Here is a 26,577-nt window from a genome sequence, read left to right as displayed (position 1 = left end):
GAATTGGAAGTGCCGGAAATATCCGGCATTTTTATTCTTGTATAATATTAACCACCACCTAAATGAAAATTGCTTTTCATGGTGCTGCCCGTACTGTTACCGGGAGTAAGCACCTTATTACCCTAAAAAACGATACCCAAATACTATTAGATTGTGGCCTTTTCCAGGGAATGGGGCATGTTACCGATAAACTGAACGACTATTTTGGCTTCGATGCTAAAAAGGTTACTTACATGATCTTGTCGCACGCGCATATCGATCATTGCGGTTTACTGCCCAAACTGGTTGCCGAAGGTTTTAGCGGAAAGATTTTTTGCACTTCCGCTACTATGGACCTCGCCCGTATTTTAATGATGGATTCGGCCAAAATACAGGAGCAGGATGCTGAATTTGCCAATCGCCACCTCCGCCATGGTGAAGAAATGGAAGAAGCCCTTTATACTGAAGATGATGTTGTGCAGACGGTAAGCCAGATGAAAATTGTGGAGTACGAAGAAGATTTCGAAATTGAGCCCGGTATCCGGTTAAAGTTTACAGATGCAGGCCATATTTTAGGTAGTGCGGCAGTGCATTTAACCCTTACTGAAGATGGAAAACCAACGCGGATTACCTTTTCAGGCGACGTGGGCCGCTATGGCGATTTGCTTTTAAAAAGTCCGCAACAATTTGATCAGGCTGATTATATTTTGATGGAATCTACCTATGGCGATTCGCTGCACAAGGATCTCGATCCAATCGAAAACATGCTGCTGGAAATCATTAACAATACCTGCAATATTAAAAAAGGCAAGGTAATTATTCCTGCATTTGCTGTTGGGCGTACGCAAGAGTTGCTTTATGCTTTAAACGGATTGGAGCTAAAGGGTAAATTGCCTGACGTGCCTTATTATGTAGATAGTCCGCTATCCTCAAAAGCGACCGAAATTCTGAAAAACCATCCCGAAGTATATAACAACGGGGTGAAAGAAACACTAAAGATCGATCACGATGTTTTTGCGTTTAAAGGTTTGCGTTTTATCGAAAGCGTTGAGGAATCGAAGGCTTTGAACGAAGATCCAAGGCCATGTGTAATCATTTCTGCCTCTGGTATGGCCGAAGCCGGACGCGTAAAACATCATATTCGCAACAATATTGGCAATGCTAAAAATACCATTTTAATGGTGGGCTATTGCGAGCCAAATTCTCTGGGAGGAAAATTAATTGCAGGACAAAAAGTAGTAGATATTTTTAGAGATAAGTACGAAGTTAAAGCCGAAGTGCGCGCCATAAAATCAATGAGTGCCCATGGCGATTACGAAGATTTGTTACGTTTCTTATCTGCCCAGGACCCTGCAAAAGTGAAGCAATTGTTTTTGGTACATGGAGAATATGAGGTGCAGCAACATTTTGCCACCCGGTTAAAAGATCATGGTTTTAAACATGTAGCTATACCAGAATATCATCAGGTATTTGATATTAATTAATATTGGCTGGTCTGGATTTTAAATCCAGACCTTAGTTAAATCTATATCGCTATTGCAAATCCCGACTAACTTTTATTTAGTCTTTCAGCTTTCCTACCTATCTTTGCCCCATGGATGTTTTTGGTAAAGCACTTACTGATATTTACAGAACCGGCGAAGCCGATATTTTGTGGCTGCATAACTCTTATGGCGAAGCCGAGGAAATGCCTTTAGAATTTTTCTTCAGGGATGATGAAGATATGCCGGTTTTAGAGCTGCAGGCACTGCACATGTGCAGCGGAAAGGTTTTGGATATTGGAGCAGGAGTGGGGAGCCATGCCCTGTTGTTGCAAGCCTTTAATATTGATGTCACTGCTATTGACATTTCGGAAGCTGCGGTAAATATCATGAAAGACCGTGGTGTAAAAAAAGCATTGGTACAGGATATTTTTACTTACCAGGAAAAATTCGATACCATTTTAATGCTGATGAACGGCATTGGCCTTACGGGTACTTTGTCTGGTTTTAAAGATTTCCTGAGTAAAATAAAAAGCTTGCTTAATCCCGGCGGACAGTTAATTTTCGATTCATCGGATATTGCTTACCTGTATGAAGACATGCCGAAGCCTCAAAACCAATACTATGGCGAGGTTTCTTACCAATATGAGTATAAGGGAGAAAAAGGAAACTGGTTTAACTGGATTTACGTGGATGAGGAAACCATTAAATCGATAGCTGTTGAAACGGGTTGGCATTGCGAAATTATTTTTGATGATGGCGAAGATCAGTATTTGGTAAAATTGACGCTGGGGCAATAATTTTAAAGTCATAAAGCCTTTCGCATTGATTAATTGAAATAGCCGTCTGTTACATTTGTTGAAATGAGCAGTACTAAAATTAAATTAAGCGTTTTAGATCAGTCGCCGGTGCGCAAAGGAGTTAGCGCACGCAGGGCAATTGAAGAAACTACCTTGCTGGCACAAGAAACCGAGCGGTTAGGCTACCATCGTTTCTGGGTTTCCGAGCATCACAATACAACCAGTTTAGCCGGATCTACACCCGAGATATTAATTGCCCATCTGGCAAACCATACCAAAACCCTTCGTATTGGTTCGGGAGGTATTATGCTTCCGAATCACAGTGCATTAAAAGTTGCAGAAAGTTTCCGTTTACTCGAGGTGATGCATCCAAACCGCATCGATCTGGGAATGGGCAGAGCTCCAGGCACCGATCGCATCACAGCTTCGATGTTAAATCCGTCAAACAACTGGAGTGAGCAGGATTTTATGGAGCAATTACGTGATTTGCAACATTATCTTCACGATACTTCTGATGGGGGCATCCAGGCGAAGATCAAAGCCATCCCGATTTCGGAAACTGTACCTACACAGTGGCTTTTGAGCAGCAGTGGACAAAGCGCTGTATTTGCCGCACATTTTGGTCTGGGTTTTTCATTCGCCCATTTTATTAATCCACATGGTGGACCACAGGCCGTTCAATATTATCGTGATCATTTTAAACCATCGGTTGATTTGGCAAAGCCGGTTGATAATGTGGCGTTTTTTGTTTTCTGCTCTGAAGATGAAGAAAAAGTAAGGCAGCAGGAAGCTTTGATGAGTTATCGCTTTCTACAATTGGAAAAAGGAGGGGGCTTAACTTCAACCGGCTGGGAAGATATTAAACACCTAACCTATACAGCTGCAGAGCAGGAACGGATAAACGTGAATAAACCCCGCATGATTTATGGTACGCCTGAGGTGATTAAGGCAAGGCTGAGTAAGTTGGCTGCCGATTATGATGTAGACGAATTAATGGCGGTTACCATTACCGAACATTTCGAAGACCGGATCAAATCATATCAGTTACTGGCAGAAATGTTTTTGCAGTAAAATTTAAGGTGTTGTCAGATACTGCTATCTGACAACACTCCTGTAGCTTGTTGGATAAACTAATGCAGATCGTTATAGTTAACGATTTTTACATCCGGGTTTTTAGCTAAAATTTCTTCCATCCACTTGCGGTGCGAAGCACCAACACCAACTACAACACGCCTGGCTTTTTTTGCTCTTGCCTGTTCGATGATGTTTTTACACATGCCTTCATTTCTTAAGGTCCATTGAGCAATCATTGCTTTAACGCTTTCTGTCGGGAAACCTGCGTATCCATAAAAATGCGGTCCACCATAAAAATTCCAGGCTTCGTCCAATACGCCATATTTTGCCGTATTCATTCCGGCATAGGCATCTGCGTTAAAAGCCTTTTCTTCTTCAGGCGTATAGCTTGAATAAGCTTCTATCGCTTTCATAGTTGCTGCTTCAGCCGAACTACTATCAGCTTTAGCTTTTTTAATCAATATTTGAGATAGCGAATCTGTTTTTGCCCAGGCGACGCTCCAGGGTTTATCATAGGTTTGGCAGTCCATATTGTAAATCTGTTCTTGTTTTAACTGATAAATCAGCGGAAAATAGATTTTAACATATTCGCTGCCAGCACGATAAAAACCAAATTTCTTCAGCGAGTCGGTACCTCCGAATATTTTATTGTAAGCGACTTGTTCCTCTTCTCCGAAACTTTTTTTCATATAGTTTTCGAGTACAAAAATCTGATAATCTGCATTGCCACGATCCCAGTTTTTGGCGTAGTTAACAGCCAGGTTCATGCGTGTTTGGTGGTAATAGGGAAATGATGCCAGGGCTTTCTTATCTTTTTTAATCTGTGCCGATAAATTTTTAACGTTTTCGGGATTGCGTTTCTCGATATAATTATGGCCTTTGTCGAACACTTTTCTTGCCCAGTTATCGGCTTCAAGCTTTGCGAAATCGCTTTGGGGCAAATATTCACCAAAAACCATGTCTGGGTTGAAATTCTTCAGTTTATCAATAATTAGCTGAAAATTTTGGGTTGATTTAGAATTGTCGTGGGCCGAACCTACAATTACAATTTCGATCTGGTTTTGGGCATTTGATTTAACAGAAATTCCAATTAAAAGCAATAATGCCAGGCTTAATTTTGTTATAGTTTTCATCTTGAACCGGGTTTGTTTTTGTTGGTTCAAAGATGCTTAGTGTGCGTTAGCTGTGCTATTTAATTATCCCAAAGGCTCATAATATTATCCCAACATAAGAATTTGTCGTGTGAGCACAATTTGCAGTCCATGTAGCCGTAATCGTCATTGCCAGCTTGATCCGATAGCTATCGGATGGCAATCTTAACTTATTTAGTTCCCATTAGCTTTTGATTAAAACCGACAATGAGTTTAAACAAATCGTTGTATTCGGTAAGCGGTAGATTTTCGGCTACATCAAACACATCGTGATAGGCCGCCGGCCCTCCCTGGGTGTAGATAAAAAATGCAGGTACACCACTTTCAGTAAAGAAATAGTGATCGCTGTTAGCGGCCTTTCCACGGGGATTAATTTTACTGATGTAGTGGTACTCATCATTGATTTGATTCAGATCGGCGAAAGCCTTCGGATAAACGCTGGCATTTACCACCGTCATTCCCTTTTCCCCGGTACCTACCAGATCTAAATTAATCAGGAATTTGATCTTGGCTAAGGGCACCAAAGGGTTTTCTACAAAATAGCGCGAGCCCAGTAATCCGGCTTCCTCGGCAGCGAAGCAAATAAAGCCAATGCTGTAAGGTTGCGGGTTTGCAGCGTAATATTTAGCCAGACTCAAGAGCGTGGCCACACCTGCAGCATTGTCGTTTGCACCCGGGAAATAGGTGTCTGCACCCATGCCTCCCAAATGATCGTAATGTGCCGTTATCATTAAAATTGAATCGGGATATTGGGTTCCTTTTACCAAACCACAGACGTTTGCTGCAGTAAAATTTTCGATAAACTGGTTTTCAATATCAACATTAATTTCTTTGGGGGTAGTGCTGATACTTTTTTTGTTTAGCTGAATGGTCGTGGTAGTGGCTACTTCTGTTGCAACAGACCAGGTTAGCTTATCCTTCAATAACAGTTGAAGTTCCTGACCGGCCTGATATTTAGTGCTATCTATTTTTTGCAATACTGCTCGTTCTTTAAGCCCTTTGCTTTCGTTGTTGATGATAAAATCTTTACCAGGAATCAGTTTTTTGCCATTAATTTCGACTAACATCTTACCAGGAAATGTATTTACGGGGAAACTAAAATCTTGTTGAAAACCAGAACCCATGGGTAACAGGCCAATTTTTTTGTAGGATTCTGCGAGGTAAGTGGCAGCTTTTTTCATCCCGTCTTTAGTATAACCTCTGCCCCAAAATTGCTTCGAGGTAAGCGTATTAATTACACTACGGGTATAAGTAGAATCTTGAGCGAAACCTTTAAAAGCAAAGCATAAAAAGAGGAGAAAGCAGAGTTTTTTCATGCCTGAATTTAGTAAAATAAAACAATTCATCAGGTGGATTAAAAATCCACGGTTCATTTAGTATGGATTACAAATCCAGACCAACATTGTGAACAAAAAAATGGCTGATGGTTAACAGACCCCTGCTATTAACCATCAACCATTATACTATAAACAATCTGTTCTACTTGCTTAAGTAAGGTTGTAAAGCTGTTTTTACCTTTTCTTTATTTTGAGCTGCTGTCCACTTTTCTTTAACCGATTGATCTCCCAAACTGAAAAGTGTTTCGTACAATAATTTGCCATTGGCCATGGTTTTTACTTTTAGTGTATCGCCAGATCCGATAACATCAGCCCAAACGTTACGTACATCGGCCCAGTAATTTTGCTGGTTTGTCCACCATTTTTGTGCATAGGCAAAAGTTTTAGGGTCTATTTTGGTAAACTCTTCATAACCTTTTTCAACTGCCAATAATTTATCGCCCTGTGGTGTGCGCACTACTTTTTTATTGTCTTGTTCAAACATCCAGCCTTCCTTGGTGATGGTAATCCGGCTGCCACGTGTTAATACATTATAATCTTTACGTACAGTAGATTCTCTTCTTGGCAGCGGTGAATCGGTTTCGCTCGACCAGGCATCATGACCACCAACGTGGCTCCAGGTTCCGAAACCCTGATAACGTGGGCTATCATCTACCTGATAAACCTTTTGTGTCCATTTACCTTTTACATCGGCTGCCGTGAAACTGCCTTTTTTCCAGGCATTATCTTGTGTATAAAGCATAATGTTCGGATCTTCGTAAGTCCAGTCCTGGCGCCAGTGTTTAATTACTGTAGTATCATCAATGGCCAGCATGTGCTGAATAACGATTCTTTTAGGCTCATCAACAATAATTTCTGCCCACTCTTTTGCGTGGCTGCGGTAAGGCTTGCTGAACTGGTAGTTAGGATCAGGTGCTGTTACTTCTCCATAATTAAAATTCACTTTGTAAAAGCCGGCCAGTGATTTGATTGCTTTTCTATCTTTTTCCAGTTTATCTTCCGGAGCATCAACTTTTGTTTGTGCATTGGCGTTAAGCGTAATCATACCGCTAAGCACCAAAATCAGGTTTAAAAATTTCATGTTATAATAAATTAGAGGTGTGCTTGTTTTTCCGCAACTGCGGGATTTTTCTTCTTTTTCTTTTTGCCCCACCAGATAATAAATCCGGTTATGGGCAGGCTGGCCGCAATAAGACTGGCAAAAAAAGCCATAATTTTTCCAGGGAGGCCTAAAATTGCGCCCACGTGGATGTCGTAATTCATGCCAATTAGTGCTTCGCCGGCATTTTTTTCGGATTGGTTTTTACGGGCCAGCAATTTACCGGTGTACTGATCAAACAGCAGTAGATCAAAATTCCAGTAAGTTTCCGATCCCCTGTACCCAGTAGCATATATGGGAGTTGTTCCACCTTCGGCAGGTGACATGCCAATGCGATCGGCATCTTTGAAAGTTTTTTTAGCGGTTTCAAAAGCTACATCAAAAGGTATGGCGGTAATGGTTTTAGTTGAATCTGATTTGGCTTCAGGTTGTTTAGGCGGTGTAGTGCTTCTAGCAGCCACCACATATACGGTTGATTGAAACCATTGGAAAGCCCAAACCAAACCGGTTAAGGCCAGCATCAGGCAAATAATCATCACATAAAAGCCCAGTACATTATGCATATCGTAATTAACCCGTTTAAATTTAGCCTTCCACTTAATCTTAAAACTCTTGTCGAAATTTGATTTTTTAAGATTTTTGGGCCACCACATAATCATCCCGGAGATTAAAAGAAAGACAAAAATGATGGTAGACCAGCCAATAATTTGCTGCCCGATGGGGTGGTTAATGAGAAAGCTCCAGTGAAGCATTTTAATGATGCCAAAGAACTCATATTTGTGATCGGCTACCAAAGTAACCTTGCCCGTATAAGGGTTAATGAGTACCAGATCGTAATAATCTATCGAATCGAAATACCAAAAGGCTTTAGGATTACCAGCTTTGTAGGTGCCAAATTCCCAGGCCCTGTCTGGTTCGGTATAGCTGGATAGGAAAGTGATTTTTTTCTTACCACCCAGGGCTTTTTCAGCCGTTGCTGTTAAAGTACTTAAAGCAATGGTTTTTCGGTTGGCCGGTACTTCAACAAAAACCTCTTTCCTGTGAATGAACTCCGTAATTTCCTTTTGAAAGGCGAAAATACAACCGGTAATACCCAGGTGAAAAACCACCAAGCCAGAAGCAATGCCCAGCCATAGGTGCAGCCAATCACTAATTCGTCTGAGCCGCGATTTTTTCGTTTTTTTCTGTACCGGTTTTGTTAGCGCCATTAAGCTTTATTTAATAAAGAACCAATTGACGGTTTTAATGTCAATTGGTTAGTAGTGTTTTGATAAAATACCTTAGTTGGCCTGGGTAGTATAGGTAGCCAGGTGCCAGATTTTATCGTAATCTTTTCCGTTTAATTTTCCCGGGGTTTTGTCTTCTGTAAAAGCCTCCAGAAAATAGTTTCCTTTAATGGTAGGGTTGAAAGTGAATTTACCTGCAGCATCTGTCTCTGTTTGCTGTCCTTTTTTATCCGGACCAACAACGGTTAATTTTTGGTTTGCAAACGGAGCTTTGTTGTAAATTACCTGGTGTATTGCTTTTTCTCCAGCCTTTAAAGCGTGCTTATCCGGTCTGATGGTTAAAGCCGCTTCAGCAGGGAAGCTGGTGTTTATTTTCAGGGTACTTACGGCTACATCAGCAAAAGCATAATATTCGATTTTTGCTTTTTCGTAAACGGTTGCTACCTCATGCACCACAGAAAGTTTGTAGGTACCATCCTGATCGGGTGTAAAGCTGGTTTTGTAAAAAAGTACATCAGGTGAGGCGGTTAAAACCTGCGTTTTGCCATTTGGTGCAGTTAAAACGAGTTTAAAATCTTTAAGGTTGCTGAACCATTTGGCAGCCGAATCGGGCTCACCGCTTTCATATTCGCCAAAGAAAACTTTTACTTCCTGGGCCTGGCCTTTTTTGCCAGTGGCAGCGGTTTCTATCCATAATGCATGTGCAAAAGCACCAGAGATGCTAAAGGCCATAAAGAAAAATAATAATGCAATTTTAGTTTTCATGTTTTCGGTTTTTAAATCAGGAGAAATTGATCTGATCCAATTTCTCCTGATGAGGATTAAAATTTATAAGTAATACTGCCGGCGTAGGTTCTTAAGCGTTGCGGATTTTGAGTGGTGTAACCAATCCAGTACTTTTCGTCAGTTAGGTTGTCAACCTTTGCAGAAAATCTGATTCTTTTAAGGTCATAGAATGCTGAGGCATTTAAAACAGTGTACGACGGCAAGGTATAAACACCCATGCTTACGCTGTTTACAATTTTGTTGGCACTGGCGTAATTACCGCCAAATCCGAACCCAAGGCCATTTAAAGCGTTTCCGCTAAAACGATAGCTGATAAAGAAATTAGCTAGGTAAGGCGACATGGCAGTAGCTGGTCTTCTGTTAATTACATCTGCATCAGCTTCAGTATATTTCGAATCGTTATAAGCAAAACCTGCATTAATATTTAAGCCATTAACCGGGTTGGCCATAATATCAACTTCAACACCTTTGCTAAGCTGTGTTCCGTCTTGTATTTGTGCATTTGCCGGATCGTTAGGGTCGGCCCTCAACACATTTTCTACTTTAATGTTGTAGTAACTGATGGTTGAAGACAATTTGCCATTAAAAGCATCTAACTTAACACCACCTTCAATTTGGTTGGCACGTTCCAGTTTGGCAATAGCCGTGGTAAGTGAGCCATTAACCAATGCACGGTAAGCGCCTTTATTGGTAAAGCTGTTTTGGTAATTGGCAAAAATAGAAACCTGGTCTTTGATGGGTTGATAAACCAAACCGAATTTTGGAGAAAATCCTTTCTGTGCATAAGGCTCAACAGGACTGTATTCAACACCGCCTTTATTGTCGAAATAATCGTAACGTAACGCTGCCAAAGCCATTAATTTATCGGTAATATTCAATACATCCGAAATGTAGGCACCATAAATATTTGTTTTAACATTTACGATATATGGAGGTGCCATATTTTGCTGAATATAGCGTTGTGCTACCGTACTGCCATTAAACTGGCTGTAATCGAATCCGGCAACGTTTAGCGGTACAATATCAAACTGGTTAATGCCATTGAAATTGATAGTTGGGCTTTTTCTGAAGAAATCGAATCCAACAACTGTTCTGTTGCGCAGGCTGCCGATGTTAAAATCTGCATTGAAGTTTTGCTGTACGCCATATAACTGGCTTTTTGAACGCTCTGTAGACTGATCGGCCCTTACCAGATAATTGCTTTTGCCTGCATCTGCTGCAATGCCTGTAACTACATTATCTGGCAACAGGTAAAAATACGGTCCATAACCGTTAGAAAAACTGTGACTACTGGTGAAAACCGTACTTGATGTAAAATGATCTGAAAATTTATAATCTGCCTGAGCAAAAAAGTTTGTACTTCTCGAAGTATTTAATAATCCATCGCCGCGGTAAGGTTGGTTATAATCCAGTTTGGTTTCGGCAGGAGATGTAGCACCCAAAGCTGAAGTAGGATAATAAAAGAAGATAGCCTGTTTGCCGGTACCCTGTGTATTAAAGATTTCAGCATCTAGTGATAATGTTAACTTCTTCGTTATTTTAAATAACAAGCTGGGCGCTATGGCGAAACTCTTATCATAACCTGCGCCCTGAAAATCGTTGATGTAATTATAGGCAGCATTTATCCTGAATGCGATATTGCTATCCAGTGGTTTGTTAAAGTCGACACTTACACGGCTAAAATCCGAACTACCCATACCCACACTTACTTCTCCTGCAGTGGTAAAAAATGGTTTTTTGGTTACGCGGTTAATTGCGCCTCCATAAGAAGTTAAAGCACTGCCGAATAAAGTGCCTGAAGGGCCTTTCAATACCTCCAGTTTCTCGAGGTTAACAGCATCAATACCTCCTGTAACCAAACCCGCAACACCATTTCTTAAAGCCGATTGGGCAGTGAATCCACGTACACTGTAATAACTACCTCCGTCTCCACCACGACCGGTAGGTTCCCACATTTTTTGTAATCCGGGGATATTTCTGGTGGCATCATCAACCGAGAAAACCATTTGGTCGGCTAATATGGCTTTATCTACCGTATTGTAAACCTGTGGGTTTTCTAAATTGTTAAGTGGCATTTTAGATACATACTCACTTTTTTTAGTAACATAACGGTTGGTGCGGCCATGGTTAATATTGATTTCGTTCAACTGGTTAGCGTTCTGGCTAATTACAAAGTCAATCATTTTGCTTTCGCCGGCAGCTACGGTAATGGTTTTTTCGAGATTTTGCATCCCCACAGCCGAAACCCTAATGGTATAAGTACCTGGCTTAACCCTGGCAATTTCATATAAACCTTTATCGTTGGTTACGTTACCCAGTCCTTTACCTTTTAGGCCTACAGAAATGTAAGCAGCGGGCTTCCCATCAGCTGTGGTAACGGTACCTTTTATGGTTGCAAATTGTTGTGCAAAAGTAATGGTATGGATTAAGAGCATCACTGCGGTTAATACGAGTAGTCTGGTTTTATTCATTTTATTATTTTAAAGAATGTTGTGCAATGCATTTTTAAGGGAGAGCATGCGTATTAGTCTTTTTTAAAATTTATTTGGATTAATTCTAAAGAGATGCAAAATAACGGTAGAAAATCGGATAATCCAAATTATTTTGAACAATTCTAAATAAGAAAGTGTTAAATTTTGTGGAAGCTGCTTTTTTAACTTTTAGCATTAATTAATCGCCTGAATAAGCATAAATCGTGCTATTCGGATTTAAAGCCAGGTATCAAAACAGCATAAAAACAAAAAACGCCTCGTGTAAAACACAAGACGTTATTTATTAGCAGAGAAATTAAGCTTACTTGATTAGTATAACCTGTAAACTTAAAGGTCTTTCCGTATCGTTTGCTGGTGTTACCAGTCCGCCGCAAATAACATCGTAATGATAGCCCGCTACAAAGGTGGTACTGGCCGAAGTAGTCTTAACAGTTCCTGACGAAGTTTCTTTGGCATCCAGGGTGTAAGTTCCTGCATCTACCGTAGTAAAAGCGCTGGCCGTTTTAAATGCCTTATTGGTAGCTAGTGAGGTAGTAGCGCTGGTTTTGGCCAGATCTAACGCCGGTGCATCGGGCGATAGGTTAATGAAACGTACATAAGCCTTATCGGTAGCGGTGATGCTCAAATCATCAGCAATGGTGTAAATGTCTAATGCTGCGGGTTTATTAATCAGGTAAGTAGAATAATAGGTGTTTACGCCCAGGGTTATAGTTTTGGTGAGCAGGCTTTCGACATTGCTGGCTGTAGTAAATTTTAAACTGTAAGCACCAGGTGTGTAAGAACTATATGAAGCCGAGCCGCCAAAAGGTAAGGCTGCAGAATTAACCATAGTACCATTAAAATAGGCATTATAGGTAGCCGAAGAAGGCGAGGCATTTACCACCCTTAAGTAAGAAATCGTAGTATCTGTCTCCTCCTTTTTGCAGGAAGTTAGTACGGTTAGCACAGCGAAAATAAATAAGGGGAAAAACTTGAGATTAAATGGAGTAAAATTCTTCATCTTTTTGAAATTGGATTTAAATATTAAAGGGTAACCATAAAACGTTAGCCGAAAAGCTTTCGCTACAGGCCTACAAATATTGCTTTTAAAGCCTATTGAAGGATGTTAAATGATGTTAAGCAGATGTTAAAGTTTGCCTGATATTTTTAACAATGTTAATATTGGCAGGCCCGATTTAATCCGATCTGTTTAACAATTGCTTTTTAGTTTTAAATGAATGTGTGCCTTGAGGTAGAATTAAGTCAGATTAGTTTAAAAAAATTAAACTCCAGGCATAAAAAAATGAGGATAATATTGTGTAACTCGATTTTTATTTAAACCTTTGCACCTCAATAGAGTTAAAGCCGTTTTAATACGCAGGAAATGATTAAACAATTTTTACATAAACTTTCTGTTTTCACAGCCCATTTGGTTGCTGGTGAGAGTTTGTTTATTAATCGTTTTCAGCCCGTATTTTATTACCCCACAAGCCGGCAAAATTTTACTCCACGTATTTAGTACTCAACTAAACGTAACGAGGAATTGATCCTCTCTAAAAACCCAATTAACAAGAATACTAATAATTTTTCGTTAGAAAACGAATGGATATTAACGAATTTATAGTGCAGGTTGCACTTCCTGAACATCGTGTATTTGCAGAAGAAATTGTAACCGAGATGGCCGAATCTGCGAAAGCGCGTGGTACGGGTATCGCAAAGCGTTCACCAGAATACATCTCTAACAAGATGCAGGAGGGCAAATCGGTTATTGCTTTCCACAAAGATGGTTCATGGGCAGGATTTTGCTACATCGAAACCTGGAGTCACGGACAATTTGTGGCCAACAGTGGTTTGGTAGTAAGTCCAAAATACCGTAAAGCCGGATTGGCCAAAGCCATTAAAAATGAAATCTTCGGTTTATCGAGAAGGTTGTATCCCAAAGCAAAAATCTTTGGTTTAACAACTGGTTTGGCGGTAATGAAAATAAACTCAGATTTAGGCTACGAACCGGTAACCTACAGCGAACTTACCCAGGATGAAGAGTTTTGGAAAGGCTGCCAGAGTTGCGTAAACTTCGAGATTTTAAAAATGAAGGAACGTAAAAACTGCATGTGCACTGCTATGCTTTACGATCCGGCTGAGAAAAAACACGAAGTAGCCAAGCAATTTGCCGAAGAACTGCAAAAGAAACCCAAATTATACGAGCGCTTTATGCGCATCAAACAACGTTTGGTTGTTAAACCAAAGCCGAAAACCGGCTTAAAAGCCCTTTTATTTTTATTTACCCTTTTATTTAAATAGCATGAAAAAAGTTGTTTTAGCATTTAGCGGAGGATTAGATACCTCATTTTGCTGTATTTACCTGGCAAAAGACCGTGGATTAGAAGTTCACTCGGTGATTGTAAATACTGGTGGTTTCTCAGATGAGGAATTACAGGAAATTGAGAAAAGAGCTTACGCTTTAGGGGTAAAATCGCATGCTGTGGTAGATGAAACAGAAGGTTACTATGACGATTGTATTAAATACCTGATTTTCGGCAACGTATTAAAAAATGCAACCTACCCGCTTTCTGTTAGTGCAGAACGTGTAAGTCAGGCTACTGCAATTGCCAACTATGTAAAGAAAATTGGTGCTGATTATGTGGCACATGGAAGTACAGGTGCGGGTAATGATCAGGTACGTTTCGATATGATTTTTAATATCCTGATTCCAGGTGTTGAAATCATTACGCCAATCAGGGATTTAAAATTATCACGTGAAGCCGAAATTGAGTATTTGGCGGGTCATGGTGTTGAGTATAGTGCCGAAAAAGCAAGATACTCGATCAATAAAGGTTTATGGGGTACCTCAGTAGGTGGTAAAGAAACGTTAACCTCTCACGAAACCCTGCCAGAAAGTGCCTGGCCAACGCAGGTTTCTGAAACCGAACCGCGTAAAATTGAACTTACTTTCGAAAAGGGAGAGCTGGTAGCGCTTGATGGCGAAAAATTGGAGCCGGTAAAAGCAATCCAGAAATTACAGGCTATTGCACAACCTTTCGGTATTGGCCGCGATATCCATGTGGGCGATACCATTATCGGTATTAAAGGCCGTGTAGGTTTCGAGGCTGCGGGTCCGGTAATTATTATCAAAGCGCACCATACTTTAGAAAAACATACTTTAACCAAATGGCAGTTAAGCTGGAAGGAACAATTGTCTTCTTTCTATGGCAACTGGTTACATGAAGGTCAGTTTCACGACCCGATTATGCGGAATATCGAAGCATTCTTAGCTGATACGCAGAAATTTGTGAGCGGTAAAGTTTTTGTTGAGCTATTGCCATATCGTTTCCAGATTATCGGTATTGAATCTAACCACGATTTAATGAGCAATAAATTTGGTAGCTATGGCGAAATGAACAATGCCTGGAGCGGTGAAGATGTAAAAGGTTTCTCTAAAATCTTCGGTAATCAGGTAATGATCTGGCATAAAGTAAACGGCGAAGAAGCATAGTTTAAAAGGTATAAGGTAAATGGCATAAGGTTTAAGGTCAGCTTCTGCGCCTTAAACCCTAAACCTTACGCCCTACACCATTTTTCAACCCTAAACGACAGAACTGATTGTGAGTAATATAGAAATCAAACGAATAGGATTAACAGAAGGTCATCTGGTAGCTGGCCTGTTTAACCAATATCGTATATTCTATAATCAGTTTTCGGATATCGGGATGGCCAAAGCCTTTATTGATGAGCGTTTGCAGCAAAACGAATCGATCATTTTTGTAGCCATTGATACCGACAATCAGCAAGCAATAGGTTTTACGCAGCTATATCCGAAATATTCATCGGTAAGATTAAGTAAAAACTGGATCTTAAACGATCTGTATGTTGATGCCGATTGCCGAAAACAAGGTATAGGCGAAAAGCTGATTAAAACCGCCATGGAGTTTGCCAAAACTACAGGAGCTACATTTGTACAACTGGAAACAGCCGTAGATAATTATACCGCACAGCATTTGTATGAAAGTATAGGCTTTGTGAAACAGGCAAACGACGAAAATTTTTTTCTTTATAAAATAGTACTAAACTCATAGCGATGAATAAAATTAAAGCAGGGATAATTGGTGGGGCAGGTTATACTGGCGGCGAAATGCTGCGCATTTTAGTTAACCACCCAAATGTTGAAATTGCTTTTGTTAACAGCACCAGTAATGCTGGAAACCTGATTTCTGATGTGCATACGGATTTAATTGGCGATACCGATTTACGCTTTGTAAACGATATCCCTCAGGATATTGATGTGCTTTTTCTTTGTGTTGGCCACGGTGATGCAAAGAAGTTTTTAGCTGCTAATTCCATTAACGATAACATCAGGATTATTGATTTATCGCAGGACTTCAGACTGGCTCAAAATGCACAGCTTTTAAACCGTAAATTCGTTTACGGACTTCCGGAATTGAACCGCGATAAAATTAAATCGACAAGCAATATTGCCAATCCAGGCTGTTTCGCAACTTGTATTCAGCTGGGGTTATTGCCTTTAGCTGCTAAAGGTTTAATTAAACAAGAGGTGCACATTAATGCTACTACAGGTTCAACAGGGGCAGGACAGAGCTTAGCTACGACCTCACATTTTAGCTGGAGAAACAACAATCTTTCTATTTACAAGGCTTTTGAACACCAGCACCTGAACGAAATCAGTGAAAGTTTGTTGCAGTTACAACCCTCGCTTACTGACACCTTGAATTTCATCCCGCAACGTGGTGCCTTTACCCGTGGTATTTTGGCGGCAATGTACATGGAGAGCGATCTTACTTTGGAAGAAGCGCAAGCTATTTACGAAGATTATTACAGCGCACATCCTTTTACACATGTAAGCCGGAAAAACATTGATTTAAAGCAGGTGGTAAATACCAATAAAGCATTGGTACACATCGAGAAACATGGCAACAAACTGTTTGTCATCAGTATTATCGATAACCTGTTAAAAGGCGCCAGCGGTCAGGCTGTTCAGAACATGAACTTAATGTTTGGATTGGATGAAACCGCAGGCTTAAAATTGAAGGCAGCCAACTTTTAGACGAAAGCGGAAAGACCAAAGACCAAAGCCTGAATAGCTAAAACATATGAGAGATTATCAAAAGTTAGATGTTTGGAAAAAATCACATTTGATGGTTTTATATGTTTACAAGGCTATTTTGCCTGATTTTCCGGCTCATGAAAAATATGATTTGCAAAGCCAGGTGAAACGGGCAGCTTATTCTGTTCCGCTAAACATTGTTGAAGGAGCCAGTAGGCGCACTGAGAAGGATTTTGCCCACTTTCTTGACAATGCTTTGGGCTCGGTTCAGGAGTTGGAATACGCTTGTTTTCTGGCAAAGGATTTAGAATACCTTGAAGAAAATAAGTATTTAGAAATATATAAAATGACAGGTGAAGTTAAAGCAATGTTAATTGGCTTAATAAAACACCTAAGACCTTAACAGGATTGAATGCTATTGAATTGAGCTAACTGCTATTTTAAAAAATGATAGGAAGCTTTGGTCTTTAGTCTTTAGTCTTTAACCTTAACAAGATGAACTTATTCGACGTTTACCCACTTAACGATATAGAAATTACCAAAGCAGCTGGCAGCAATGTTTGGGATGCTAACGGACAACAATATTTAGATTTATACGGCGGACATGCCGTAATTTCAATTGGTCATACCAATCCGCATTATGTAGGCCGTTTAACCGATCAGTTAAACAAGGTTGGCTTTTATTCTAATTCTGTTAAAATTCCTTTGCAGGTACAACTGGCTGAAAAGCTGGGCGAAGTATCAGGCAAAAAAGATTTTCAGTTATTTTTATGTAATTCTGGTGCCGAAGCAAACGAAAATGCACTTAAACTGGCTTCGTTTTACAATGGGAGAAAAAAGGTGATTGCTTTTACCGGCGCTTTTCACGGACGTACCTCTTTAGCAGTTGCCGTAACCGATAACCCCAAAATTGTAGCTCCTGTTAACCAAACTGAAAATGTTATCTTTTTGCCACACAACAACGAAGTGGCTTTAGAAGAGACTTTTAAAGCACAAGGCAACGAAATTTGTGCGGTAATTATTGAAGGCATACAAGGCGTTGGTGGAATTAAAGAAGCTTCGAAAAGTTTCCTTCAAAAAATCCGTTCGTTGTGCGATGAGTATAATGCCGTTTACATTGCCGATTCAGTACAATGTGGTTACGGCCGTACAGGTTTATTTTACTCGCACGATTGGGCCGGAGTAGAAGCCGATGTGTATACTATGGCAAAAGGCATGGGCAACGGATTTCCGGTAGCTGGAATTGCTATTGCTCCTAAATTTAAACCTTGGCATGGCGAATTGGGTACAACCTTTGGCGGTAACCACCTGGCTTGCGCTGCAGCATTAGCCGTACTGGAAGTGATGGAGCAGGATAATCTGATGAAAAATGCCGAAGAGGTTGGAAACTATTTAATTGCTGAATTAAAGAAATTTGAACAGGTAAAAGAAGTTCGTGGCCGTGGTCTAATGATTGGTATTGAATTGCCTGAGGAACTGGCGCATGTTAAAAAAGAATTATTATTTAAACATTTCATCTTCACCGGTGAGGCAAAACCAAATGTAATCCGTTTATTGCCAGCATTAAATTTAACTAAATCGCACGCTGATGAGTTTTTGGAAGCGTTTACAAAAGCGGTGAAAGGTGTAGGGCATAAGGCTTAAGGTAATGAGAGACTACAAAAAGCTTGATGTTTGGAAAAAATCTCATGAACTAAATATGTTCATTAAAAAGAGATAGCAACAAAGTTTCCAAAAGAAGAAAGGTTTGAATTAACGTCTCAACTTACACGAGCTTCATTATCTGTACCTTTAAATATTGTAGAGGGATGCGGCAGGTTTACCGACAAAGATTTTGCACATTTTCTCGATACGGCTTTGGGCTCAATAAATGAAATAGATTATTGTTGTTTATGTGCTTCAGAATTGAAATACATAAGCGAATAAGATTATAAAAAAGTAAACAAATCAATTAATGAAGTTAGGGCTATGCTAATTTCATTTTTGAAATTTTTAAGAGCAGGTGGAGGGGAAAAACCTTAAACCCTATACCTCAAACCTTAGACCTTATTATGAAACTTTTCACTTCCGTACACGATGTTCGAAACATCAAGCAATTTGTAACTGATGCATTGGCATTGAAGGCTAACCCTTATGCACATCAGGATTTAGGTAAGAACAAAACCCTGGGTTTGGTTTTTATGAACCCAAGCTTACGTACCCGTTTAAGCACGCAAAAAGCCGCATTAAATTTAGGTATGAATGTGATGGTGATGAACCTGGATAAAGAAGGCTGGGCGTTAGAAACCCAGGACGGAGTTGTTATGAATGGCTCTACAGTTGAGCATATTCGCGAAGCTGCCGCGGTTATGGGCCAATATTGCGATATTTTGGGCTTGCGGTCATTTCCAAAATTAAACAACCGTGAGGAAGATTACAGTGAAGATTTTTTTAACAAGTTTGTAAAATACTGCGCAGTACCGGTAGTAAGTCTGGAGAGTGCAACACGCCACCCTTTGCAGAGTTTTGCCGATATCATAACCATTCACGAAACCTGGACCAAGAAACCTGATGGCACAAAACCTAAAGTAGTTTTGGCCTGGGCACCGCACGTAAAAGCTTTACCGCAGGCCGTTCCAAATTCCTTTGCCGAATGGATGTGCAAAGCACAGGAAGAGGGTATGATTGATTTTACAATTGCCCAGCCGGAAGGTTATGAGCTGGCTGAAGATTTTACACCAGGTGCTAAAATTGAATATAATTTGGAAGAAGCCCTGGTTGGTGCCGATTATGTATATGTGAAAAACTGGAGCAGCTACAAAGAATATGGTAAGGTACTAACTTACCCTGATGGCTGGATGATGAATAACGAAAAGTTAAAAATTACCAACGATGCAAAGGTTATGCATTGCCTACCGGTTCGCCGCGATCTGGAATTATCTTCAGAGATTTTGGATGGTCCAAATTCATTGGTAATCCACGAAGCAGGGAACCGTTTATGGGCCGCACAAGCTGTAATTAAAGCGGTACTGGAAGAATTGAAATAATAATTTTGCCCAAATTTAATCACAGATAAAAAGGATGAATACAGATACTTTTTATAATTTAAATCTGTGTTTATCTGTGCACATCTGTGGTTAACTAATAAATAGAAATGAACCAACTCACTATTATAAAAATTGGCGGAAACGTAATTGATAATTCTGAAAACCTGCACCGGTTTTTATTGGATTTTACGGCTTTACCTGGCGATAAAATTCTGGTGCATGGCGGAGGCAAAATTGCAACCGAACTGGGCGAAAGCTTAGGTATTGAAGCGAAAATGGTTGAAGGCCGCCGGATTACTGATATTGAAACTTTGCGGATTGTAACGATGGTTTATGCTGGTTTAATCAATAAAAATATGGTTGCCCAATTGCAGGCTAAAGGTAGTAACGCCATTGGTTTAACTGGTGCCGATGGAAATGTAATTCAGGCCAAAAAACGTCCGGTTAAAGAAATTGATTATGGTTTTGTTGGCGATCTGGATGAAAACTCCGTTTCAGCAACCACATTAGATAACTTATTGAAAGCTGGACTGGTACCTGTTTTATGTGCCATTACGCATGATGGTGAAACGCAATTGCTAAATACCAATGCCGATACTATTGCCTCATCGGTAGCGGTGGCTATGGCAGGCTTGTACGAAACCCGTTTGGTATATTGCTTTGAGAAAAAGGGCGTGCTGAGAGATGTAAATGACGATGGCTCTGTAGTGAGAGAAATTAAAGCAGATGAATTTGATGGCTTAAAGGCTGATGGAACGGTAGCTGGTGGAATGATCCCGAAATTGCATAACGCTTTCGAAGCCATTAAAAAAGGGGTTTCGGCAGTATATATTGGGAAGGCTGATGAGCTGGTAGAGTTGGCTACCGGTACTTTTGGTACCAAAATGCTGAAGTACGGCAGAAAGCTTAAAGGTTGAGGGGGGAGAAGGCGGAAGGTTAAAAGGTAGAGGGCGAAAGGTTTTGATATTGCAAGGAAAAAGGAGCCGAAGAATTACTGTTTTTGCCCAATAAACCTGATAGTAGCGGGCATTCCGATTCATCGGGATAAAGCGGATAGCAGGACTGCATATGAATAGAAGTACTGAAACTGATTTTCAGAAATAAACAGCAATCGGAGAAATCACATGATCTGTGAAATGAATCCGAAGGAAATAATAAACGAACCACAAATGAAAAAAATTGCCATTATCGGTAGCGGAAACATTGGTCTTTCTTTAGCCAAAGGATTGGTTAAAGCCAATTATACTACTACTAAAAACATCACCTTAACCCGGCGAAACACGGCCAACCTCTATAAATTTGCGCAGGAACGCTACAAAGTTACAGCCAATAATGCTGAAGCGGCTGCAGAAGCCGATGTAATTATTTTAGCGGTACTACCTCAACAGCTGAATTTGGTTTTGGATGAAATCCAACCCGCCATTAATCCTGCCAAACATTTGGTAATTTCCGTAATCTCGGGCGTAAGCTGTGCCGCGGTTCGCGAAAAATTGGATAGTGATGTTCAGATAATCAGGGCAATGCCCAATACCGCCATTGCGATAGGCCAATCGATGACCTGTATTGCGAGCGACAATGCTTCGCCGCAAAACATGGAAGATGTTACCCGCATGTTCGAAACTGTAGGTTCGGTGGTTAAAATCAATGAAGATTTGATGACTTCGGCTACTGCGCTTTGCGCCTGTGGTATTGCTTTCTTTTTAAGAGGGATCAGAGCTGCATCGCAAGGTGGTGTAGAAATTGGTTTCCATGCAGATGAAGCACTGAAAATGGCTGTGCAAACTGCAAAAGGTGCGGCCGATTTACTTTTATTACACGGAACACACCCGGAATCAGAAATAGATAAGGTAACTTCGCCGAAAGGTTGCACCATTGCCGGCTTAAATGAAATGGAACACAATGGTTTTAGCTCATCGCTAATAAAAGGTATTAAACTTTCAGCCCTAAAAGCTGGGAATTTGTACACAAAGGAAGGTTAAAGGTATAAGGTGTAGGGTCTGAACTCTACTCGATACTTGATACTAACTACTTGATACTATGTTACTAGAAAATATACAAAAAGAAAGCCTGGACTTATTGAGGCAATTGATCCGCATCCAGTCTTTTAGTAAAGAAGAAGACAGGACCGCGAATTTAATTGCTCAGTTTCTGGAAGAGAGAGGGATTAAGACCCAGCGTAAAATGAATAATGTTTGGGCATATAACAAGCATTTTGATGCCAATAAGCCAACCTTATTGTTGAACTCACATCACGATACGGTTAAGCCAAATTCTGGTTATACCCGCGATCCGTACGATGCGGCAATTGAGGGCGATAAATTATTTGGCCTGGGTAGTAACGATGCAGGTGGCTGTCTGGTTTCGTTAATCGGAACATTTTTGTACTACTACGAGCAGGAAAATTTAAAATATAACATCTGCTTGGCAGCCACTGCTGAGGAGGAAATTTCGGGGAATAACGGTTTAGAACTGGTGCTACCTGATTTAGGTGAGCTAGAATTTGGTATTGTAGGTGAACCTACTGAAATGAATTTAGCAATTGCTGAGCGTGGTTTGTTGGTGTTAGATTGTGTATCGCACGGTAAAGCAGGACATGCTGCCCGCGAAGAAGGAGAGAATGCCATTTACAAAGCATTAAAAGATATAGAGTGGTTCAGAAACTACCAGTTCCCTAAAGTTTCGGAAGTTTTTGGCCCCTTGAAAATGACGGTAACGATAATCAATGCAGGTTCGCAGCATAATGTGGTGCCTGCCAATTGTACTTTTACCGTTGATGTACGCGTAACAGATGCATATACCAACGAAGAGGTATTGGAAATTATCCGTGCAAATGTGGATTGTGATGTTACGCCACGCTCTATCCGTTTAAAACCTTCGTCTATCGATAAAAACCATCCGGTTGTGCAGGCAGGTGTAGCCTTGGGAAGAACGACTTATGGCTCGCCAACTACTTCAGATCAGGCATTGCTGGATATTCCTTCAGTAAAAGTTGGTCCGGGTTTTTCTGGCCGTTCGCACATGGCCGATGAGTTTTTATACGTGCGTGAGGTTGCGGAAGGGGTTGCAGGATACGTTAATATGTTAAAGCCGGTTGTTGTAGGATAGCTAAAATAAATTCCTTTAAATAATGTTTATCTTTGGGTTATGAACACCTATGCTAATTTTATCGAGATTAATGCCGATAAACGATTCGGCCGGCCCTGTATAATTGGAACTAGAATTGCAGTTTATGATGTTTTAAACTGGTTTGCGAACGGAATGACCCTGGAACAGATTTTGGAAGATTTTGATGAGTTGACCGAGGCACAGATTTTAGCTTGTTTGGCTTATGCTGCCGATCGGGAACATAAAATAAGGGTGGCCTAGTGAAATTACTATTTGATCAGAATATCTCTTTCCGGATTATTAAGCTTATTCAGCAGGCTTTCCCACAGAGTGAGCAAATCAGGAAATTAAATCTGGAGAATAAATCAGATAAAGAGATCTGGGCATTTGCTGGTCAAAATGGTTTTACAGTGGTTACTTTTGATGCCGATTTTTATGAATTTTCTAATTTATATGGGCATCCACCGAAAATAATCTGGCTCAGAACGCGCAACAATACAACCCTCTCGGTATCACAGATACTTTTAGCAAAAAAAGAATTAATAGAAGAATTTATAAAGCAGGAAGAATTCTCCTGTTTAGAAATTCAATAAAATGCTTAGCGTGCTTTGCGAAAAGCCTGGCGCCCTTTGCGGTTAAATAAATTAAAATGAAGATTTGGCAAAAAAATATTGATGTAAATCAGTTTGTAGAAAATTTTACTGTAGGTAAAGACCGTGAACTCGATCTGCAAATGGCGAAATTTGATGTGCTGGGCTCACTGGCTCACACCGAAATGTTGGAAACCATTAATTTGCTGACTGCTGATGAGTTAAAAACCGTTCAGCAGGAACTTAAAAATATTTACGCCGAAATTGAGGCCGGTAACTTTACCATCGAAGATACAGTTGAAGATGTGCACTCGCAAGTAGAGTGGTTGCTAACACAACGTATTGGTGAGGCGGGTAAGAAAATCCACAGTGGTCGTTCACGTAATGACCAGGTTTTGGTTGATTTAAAACTGTTTTTCCGTGCCTGCATTGAAGATATGGTTAATCAGACTTCTACTTTATTTAATCAGTTAATTGAACTGAGCAATACCCATAAAGATAAATTATTGCCAGGTTATACGCATTTGCAAATTGCGATGCCTTCATCGTTTGGTTTGTGGTTTGGTGCTTATGCAGAAAGCCTTGCCGATGATATGGAACTGATGTTGGCCGCCTGGAAAATTACGAATAAAAACCCACTGGGTTCTGCAGCTGGTTATGGTTCATCATTCCCCTTGAACAGAACTTTAACCACTCAACTACTGGGATTTGAAAGCTTAAACTATAATGTGGTTTATGCGCAAATGGGCCGTGGTAAAACAGAAAGAATTTTGGCGCAGGCCATGAGTGCTGTTGCAGCTACTCTGGCTAAAATGGCCATGGATGTTTGCCTTTTCATTAACCAGAATTTCGGTTTTATCAGCTTTCCACCCGAACTGACTACAGGTTCGAGCATTATGCCACATAAAAAGAATCCCGATGTTTTTGAGCTGATCCGTTCGCGTTGTAATAAGGTTCAGGCTTTGCCAAATGAAATTGCCATGATGATTACCAATTTACCTTCAGGCTATCACCGCGATTTACAATTGTTAAAGGAAAATCTTTTCCCGGCAATTACTTCGCTTAATGAGTGCCTGGAAATTGCCACCTTTATGTTCCAGAACATTACCATAAAGGATGATATTTTGAAAGATAAAAAGTACGATTACCTGTTTAGTGTTGAAGTGGTTAATGAACTGGCCCTACAAGGTGTTCCGTTTAGAGAAGCTTACAAAATTGTTGGTGAGCAGATTGAAAGTGGTACTTTTGCACCATCGAACCAAATCCACCATACCCACGAAGGGAGTATAGGTAATCTTTGCAACGAGCAGATTGATGCATCAATGAAAGCTGTATTGGCACAGTTTGGCTTCGAAAAAGTGAATAAAGCAATAGCAGATTTGGTTAAATAAATTTGACTAAATCTCAGAATGTGAAATCTTACAAAAGATAATTTAAAGAAATGAAATTGTACCTAGTTACCTTCGCCTTTTTGTTCGCTGTAAATATTGCTAATGCACAAAAAAAGCCTAGTCGCCTGGAAAAACCTAATCCGATATCTAAAGCTTCATTTAATGGCAATACTTGTGATATTCTGGTTGCGCAACTTGTTGACCCAAAAGATTTTAAAGCAGTAGGTTTGTCTGGCATAAACGCTGCGGACATGTTAAAGCCAAAGATAGATAAATCGGTAGGTATTGATGTTTCTTTGAAAGAAGATGCAGAGGTAATGAATTTAACAACCTTCTTTAAATATTATGAGGTTCCTGTTGAAAATCAAGGACTAATTAAAGTTAATAGCAGTGCGTTAAAAATCATGGAGAATTTCTTAGCAAGCAAAACAATGATAAGAAAGGTAGAATTGGGTAAGGATGAGACAGGTAAACTTTTTGCGAATATTATCACGCTGAATAACAAGAAGAAATAAGACCTACGTAGCGAATAAAAAAATATATATGAAAGTTTCAGTAATAGCCAACTCATTAATTGGCTCAGAAATCATAAAAATTGGTAACGAAGTTAATGAAATGAAGCGCAAAGGCGCATCGATTGCTAACCTTACTATCGGCGATTTCGATTCGAATATTTATCCAATCCCTGCTGAGTTAAAAGCTGGAATTGTGGAAGCCTACAATGCCAACCAAACCAATTATCCACCTGCTGATGGTGTTTTGCCTTTACGTGAAACCGTTTCAGAATTGTTAAAAGACAGATTTGGTCTGGAATACAATACCAACAGTATTTTGGTTTCGGGAGGTTCGCGTCCGTTAATTTATGCTACCTTTCTGGCACTAATTGATCCGGGCGATACTGTAGTGTTTCCGGCTCCATCATGGAACAATAACCACTATTGTCATTTAACATCAGCAAAGGCCATTGCAGTTGAAACCGATGCAGCGCATAATTTTATGCCTACTGCGGCACAATTAAAACCGCATTTAAAAGGTGCTACTTTACTGGCGCTGTGTTCGCCACTAAACCCTACCGGTACCATGTTCGATGCCGATGCTTTAGCTGAGATTTGTGATGCTGTGCTGGAAGAAAATGCAACCAGAGGAGCTGATGAAAAACCACTTTACCTGATGTACGATCAGATTTATTCGCTTTTAACTTTTGATAAAGTGCATGTAAATCCGGTTTCTTTACGTCCGGCTATGCGCGAGTTTACCATTTTTGTAGATGGTAGCTCTAAATGTTTAGCTGCAACTGGTGTACGTGTAGGTTGGGGATTTGGTCCGGAAGATATTGTAAACCGGATGAAAGCACTTGTTGGCCACATGGGTGCCTGGGCGCCAAAAGCAGAGCAAGTTGCCATGTCTAACTATTTTAACGACAAGCCGCAGGTTGATGCGTTCTTAACCAGCTTTAAGGCCCAGATACAAGATAGCTTAAACGCGCTTTATAATGGTTTTAACGCTTTAAAGGCCGAAGGATTTAATGTTGATGCGGTAGAGCCAATGGGGGCCATTTACCTCACCATTAAAATTGATTATATCGGAAAAACAACTGAAGATGGTCAGCTTTTAAAAGATAGTGCCGATGTTAACTTCTATTTAATTAAAGAAGCTGGAGCAGCTTTGGTGCCATTCTCTGCATTCGGAAACGAACACAGTATGCCTTGGTTCCGGGCATCGGTAGGTGCTTGTACCTTGCAAGATATTAAAGACATGTTACCGAGAATTAAAACAGCTTTAAGTAAGTTGAAATAGATAACCATTTATAAATATAAAACCCCTCTTCAATTTTGCAGTGCCCCCAAAAAGTTAGACACTTTATGGGGGCATTTTTATGAGTAGACAAGTTAAGCACAGCTTAGAATTTAAATTGACTATCGTCAATCAGGTATTAAAAAGAAATAAATCTCTGTCGAGCATCTCAAGAGAAAATGGTCTTGAACAGCGTATGATCCGTCAG

Annotated in this window: 26 protein-coding genes; 19 read left to right on the top strand and 7 right to left on the bottom strand. The window is 40.2% G+C overall.

What is annotated here, in order from left to right; all coding sequences use genetic code 11:
- Window positions 1-62: 62 nt before the first annotated feature.
- The 3 genes from OC25_RS22470 (at window position 63) to OC25_RS22460 (ending at window position 3,331) form a co-directional block, all read left to right on the top strand.
- Window positions 63-1,463, top strand: coding sequence for an MBL fold metallo-hydrolase RNA specificity domain-containing protein (locus tag OC25_RS22470; RefSeq protein ID WP_039481000.1), 1,401 nt, complete (start codon window positions 63-65; stop codon window positions 1,461-1,463).
- Window positions 1,464-1,573: 110 nt separating this feature from the next.
- A complete protein-coding gene (locus tag OC25_RS22465; protein WP_039480996.1) occupies window positions 1,574-2,260 on the top strand; it encodes a class I SAM-dependent methyltransferase in 687 nt (228 codons plus the stop codon).
- Window positions 2,261-2,323: 63 nt separating this feature from the next.
- The gene (locus OC25_RS22460) at window positions 2,324-3,331 is read left to right on the top strand and encodes an LLM class flavin-dependent oxidoreductase (RefSeq protein ID WP_039480994.1); all 1,008 of its coding nucleotides are present in this window, start codon (window positions 2,324-2,326) and stop codon (window positions 3,329-3,331) included.
- 59 nt (window positions 3,332-3,390) lie between these two features.
- On the opposite strand, the gene OC25_RS22455 is transcribed toward OC25_RS22460, so the two are convergent.
- From OC25_RS22455 to OC25_RS22425, 7 genes are all read right to left on the bottom strand, one after another.
- Entirely contained in the window at window positions 3,391-4,467 is a 1,077-nt protein-coding gene (locus OC25_RS22455) for a DUF5694 domain-containing protein (RefSeq protein ID WP_039480991.1), read from the bottom strand.
- 188 nt (window positions 4,468-4,655) lie between these two features.
- Window positions 4,656-5,801, bottom strand: a complete 1,146-nt coding sequence (locus OC25_RS22450) for a M28 family metallopeptidase (protein WP_039481150.1) — start codon at window positions 5,799-5,801, stop codon at window positions 4,656-4,658.
- Window positions 5,802-5,964: 163 nt separating this feature from the next.
- Window positions 5,965-6,903, bottom strand: coding sequence for a DUF6607 family protein (locus tag OC25_RS22445; protein WP_039480988.1), 939 nt, complete (start codon window positions 6,901-6,903; stop codon window positions 5,965-5,967).
- Between the two features lie 11 nt (window positions 6,904-6,914).
- The gene (locus OC25_RS22440) at window positions 6,915-8,129 is read right to left on the bottom strand and encodes a PepSY-associated TM helix domain-containing protein (protein WP_039480985.1); all 1,215 of its coding nucleotides are present in this window, start codon (window positions 8,127-8,129) and stop codon (window positions 6,915-6,917) included.
- Window positions 8,130-8,201: 72 nt separating this feature from the next.
- The gene (locus OC25_RS27085) at window positions 8,202-8,912 is read right to left on the bottom strand and encodes a DUF4198 domain-containing protein (RefSeq protein ID WP_052266394.1); all 711 of its coding nucleotides are present in this window, start codon (window positions 8,910-8,912) and stop codon (window positions 8,202-8,204) included.
- Window positions 8,913-8,968: 56 nt separating this feature from the next.
- On the bottom strand, window positions 8,969-11,404 hold the full coding sequence (locus OC25_RS22430) for a TonB-dependent receptor (protein ID WP_039480982.1): 2,436 nt from the start codon (window positions 11,402-11,404) through the stop codon (window positions 8,969-8,971).
- Window positions 11,405-11,726: 322 nt separating this feature from the next.
- On the bottom strand, window positions 11,727-12,425 hold the full coding sequence (locus OC25_RS22425; protein WP_039480978.1) for a DUF4397 domain-containing protein: 699 nt from the start codon (window positions 12,423-12,425) through the stop codon (window positions 11,727-11,729).
- Window positions 12,426-13,006: 581 nt separating this feature from the next.
- Between OC25_RS22425 and OC25_RS22420 the strand changes: the two genes are divergently transcribed.
- From OC25_RS22420 to OC25_RS22350, 16 genes are all read left to right on the top strand, one after another.
- A complete protein-coding gene (locus OC25_RS22420; RefSeq protein ID WP_039480975.1) occupies window positions 13,007-13,705 on the top strand; it encodes an N-acetyltransferase in 699 nt (232 codons plus the stop codon).
- Between the two features lies 1 nt (window position 13,706).
- Window positions 13,707-14,897, top strand: coding sequence for an argininosuccinate synthase (gene argG, locus OC25_RS22415; protein WP_039480972.1), 1,191 nt, complete (start codon window positions 13,707-13,709; stop codon window positions 14,895-14,897).
- Between the two features lie 109 nt (window positions 14,898-15,006).
- Complete coding sequence (locus OC25_RS22410) at window positions 15,007-15,477, top strand: GNAT family N-acetyltransferase (protein ID WP_082018689.1); 471 nt, start codon at window positions 15,007-15,009, stop codon at window positions 15,475-15,477.
- A gap of 2 nt (window positions 15,478-15,479) precedes the next feature.
- Entirely contained in the window at window positions 15,480-16,463 is a 984-nt protein-coding gene (gene argC, locus OC25_RS22405) for an N-acetyl-gamma-glutamyl-phosphate reductase (RefSeq protein WP_039480969.1), read from the top strand.
- Window positions 16,464-16,509: 46 nt separating this feature from the next.
- A complete protein-coding gene (locus OC25_RS22400; RefSeq protein ID WP_039480964.1) occupies window positions 16,510-16,866 on the top strand; it encodes a four helix bundle protein in 357 nt (118 codons plus the stop codon).
- Window positions 16,867-16,958: 92 nt separating this feature from the next.
- Window positions 16,959-18,107, top strand: a complete 1,149-nt coding sequence (locus OC25_RS22395; protein WP_039480961.1) for an aspartate aminotransferase family protein — start codon at window positions 16,959-16,961, stop codon at window positions 18,105-18,107.
- A gap of 72 nt (window positions 18,108-18,179) precedes the next feature.
- Window positions 18,180-18,389, top strand: a complete 210-nt coding sequence (locus OC25_RS28395) for a four helix bundle protein (RefSeq protein ID WP_245222127.1) — start codon at window positions 18,180-18,182, stop codon at window positions 18,387-18,389.
- Window positions 18,390-18,514: 125 nt separating this feature from the next.
- Window positions 18,515-19,489 carry a Rossmann-fold NAD(P)-binding domain-containing protein gene (locus OC25_RS22390; RefSeq protein ID WP_039480958.1) on the top strand — a complete coding sequence of 325 codons (975 nt, stop codon included), beginning with the start codon at window positions 18,515-18,517 and terminating at the stop codon, window positions 19,487-19,489.
- A gap of 107 nt (window positions 19,490-19,596) precedes the next feature.
- Complete coding sequence (gene argB / locus OC25_RS22385; RefSeq protein WP_052266393.1) at window positions 19,597-20,406, top strand: acetylglutamate kinase; 810 nt, start codon at window positions 19,597-19,599, stop codon at window positions 20,404-20,406.
- A 252-nt stretch (window positions 20,407-20,658) separates the two neighbouring features.
- Window positions 20,659-21,468, top strand: a complete 810-nt coding sequence (gene proC / locus OC25_RS22380; RefSeq protein WP_039481136.1) for a pyrroline-5-carboxylate reductase — start codon at window positions 20,659-20,661, stop codon at window positions 21,466-21,468.
- A 58-nt stretch (window positions 21,469-21,526) separates the two neighbouring features.
- Window positions 21,527-22,594, top strand: a complete 1,068-nt coding sequence (locus OC25_RS22375; protein WP_039480954.1) for a M20 family metallo-hydrolase — start codon at window positions 21,527-21,529, stop codon at window positions 22,592-22,594.
- A gap of 39 nt (window positions 22,595-22,633) precedes the next feature.
- Entirely contained in the window at window positions 22,634-22,855 is a 222-nt protein-coding gene (locus tag OC25_RS22370; RefSeq protein WP_039480951.1) for a DUF433 domain-containing protein, read from the top strand.
- Window positions 22,855-23,187 carry a DUF5615 family PIN-like protein gene (locus tag OC25_RS22365; protein ID WP_039480948.1) on the top strand — a complete coding sequence of 111 codons (333 nt, stop codon included), beginning with the start codon at window positions 22,855-22,857 and terminating at the stop codon, window positions 23,185-23,187. The genes OC25_RS22370 and OC25_RS22365 overlap by 1 nt, the downstream gene beginning before the upstream one ends.
- Window positions 23,188-23,243: 56 nt before the next feature.
- A complete protein-coding gene (gene argH, locus OC25_RS22360) occupies window positions 23,244-24,575 on the top strand; it encodes an argininosuccinate lyase (RefSeq protein WP_039480945.1) in 1,332 nt (443 codons plus the stop codon).
- 50 nt (window positions 24,576-24,625) lie between these two features.
- Window positions 24,626-25,090 carry a hypothetical protein gene (locus OC25_RS22355; RefSeq protein ID WP_039480941.1) on the top strand — a complete coding sequence of 155 codons (465 nt, stop codon included), beginning with the start codon at window positions 24,626-24,628 and terminating at the stop codon, window positions 25,088-25,090.
- Window positions 25,091-25,118: 28 nt separating this feature from the next.
- Window positions 25,119-26,372 (top strand): pyridoxal phosphate-dependent aminotransferase, encoded by a 1,254-nt coding sequence (locus tag OC25_RS22350; protein ID WP_039480938.1) that lies wholly within the window; start codon window positions 25,119-25,121, stop codon window positions 26,370-26,372.
- Window positions 26,373-26,577 lie beyond the last annotated feature (205 nt).

The sequence above is a fragment of the Pedobacter kyungheensis genome (genome assembly GCF_000812965.1).
Lineage (GTDB): Bacteria > Bacteroidota > Bacteroidia > Sphingobacteriales > Sphingobacteriaceae > Pedobacter > Pedobacter kyungheensis.
The sequence above is the reverse complement of the archived record's forward strand: the minus strand, read 5'-3'. Positions and strand labels throughout refer to the sequence as shown.

Coding starts and splice junctions, on each gene's coding strand:
- OC25_RS22470 (WP_039481000.1), top strand. CDS start 63: ATGAAAATTGCTTTTCATGGTGCTGCCCGTACTGTTACCGGGAGTAAG.
- OC25_RS22465 (WP_039480996.1), top strand. CDS start 1,574: ATGGATGTTTTTGGTAAAGCACTTACTGATATTTACAGAACCGGCGAA.
- OC25_RS22460 (WP_039480994.1), top strand. CDS start 2,324: ATGAGCAGTACTAAAATTAAATTAAGCGTTTTAGATCAGTCGCCGGTG.
- OC25_RS22455 (WP_039480991.1), bottom strand. CDS start 4,467: ATGAAAACTATAACAAAATTAAGCCTGGCATTATTGCTTTTAATTGGA.
- OC25_RS22450 (WP_039481150.1), bottom strand. CDS start 5,801: ATGAAAAAACTCTGCTTTCTCCTCTTTTTATGCTTTGCTTTTAAAGGT.
- OC25_RS22445 (WP_039480988.1), bottom strand. CDS start 6,903: ATGAAATTTTTAAACCTGATTTTGGTGCTTAGCGGTATGATTACGCTT.
- OC25_RS22440 (WP_039480985.1), bottom strand. CDS start 8,129: ATGGCGCTAACAAAACCGGTACAGAAAAAAACGAAAAAATCGCGGCTC.
- OC25_RS27085 (WP_052266394.1), bottom strand. CDS start 8,912: ATGAAAACTAAAATTGCATTATTATTTTTCTTTATGGCCTTTAGCATC.
- OC25_RS22430 (WP_039480982.1), bottom strand. CDS start 11,404: ATGAATAAAACCAGACTACTCGTATTAACCGCAGTGATGCTCTTAATC.
- OC25_RS22425 (WP_039480978.1), bottom strand. CDS start 12,425: ATGAAGAATTTTACTCCATTTAATCTCAAGTTTTTCCCCTTATTTATT.
- OC25_RS22420 (WP_039480975.1), top strand. CDS start 13,007: ATGGATATTAACGAATTTATAGTGCAGGTTGCACTTCCTGAACATCGT.
- argG (WP_039480972.1), top strand. CDS start 13,707: ATGAAAAAAGTTGTTTTAGCATTTAGCGGAGGATTAGATACCTCATTT.
- argC (WP_039480969.1), top strand. CDS start 15,480: ATGAATAAAATTAAAGCAGGGATAATTGGTGGGGCAGGTTATACTGGC.
- OC25_RS22400 (WP_039480964.1), top strand. CDS start 16,510: ATGAGAGATTATCAAAAGTTAGATGTTTGGAAAAAATCACATTTGATG.
- OC25_RS22395 (WP_039480961.1), top strand. CDS start 16,959: ATGAACTTATTCGACGTTTACCCACTTAACGATATAGAAATTACCAAA.
- OC25_RS22390 (WP_039480958.1), top strand. CDS start 18,515: ATGAAACTTTTCACTTCCGTACACGATGTTCGAAACATCAAGCAATTT.
- argB (WP_052266393.1), top strand. CDS start 19,597: ATGAACCAACTCACTATTATAAAAATTGGCGGAAACGTAATTGATAAT.
- proC (WP_039481136.1), top strand. CDS start 20,659: ATGAAAAAAATTGCCATTATCGGTAGCGGAAACATTGGTCTTTCTTTA.
- OC25_RS22375 (WP_039480954.1), top strand. CDS start 21,527: ATGTTACTAGAAAATATACAAAAAGAAAGCCTGGACTTATTGAGGCAA.
- OC25_RS22370 (WP_039480951.1), top strand. CDS start 22,634: ATGAACACCTATGCTAATTTTATCGAGATTAATGCCGATAAACGATTC.
- argH (WP_039480945.1), top strand. CDS start 23,244: ATGAAGATTTGGCAAAAAAATATTGATGTAAATCAGTTTGTAGAAAAT.
- OC25_RS22355 (WP_039480941.1), top strand. CDS start 24,626: ATGAAATTGTACCTAGTTACCTTCGCCTTTTTGTTCGCTGTAAATATT.
- OC25_RS22350 (WP_039480938.1), top strand. CDS start 25,119: ATGAAAGTTTCAGTAATAGCCAACTCATTAATTGGCTCAGAAATCATA.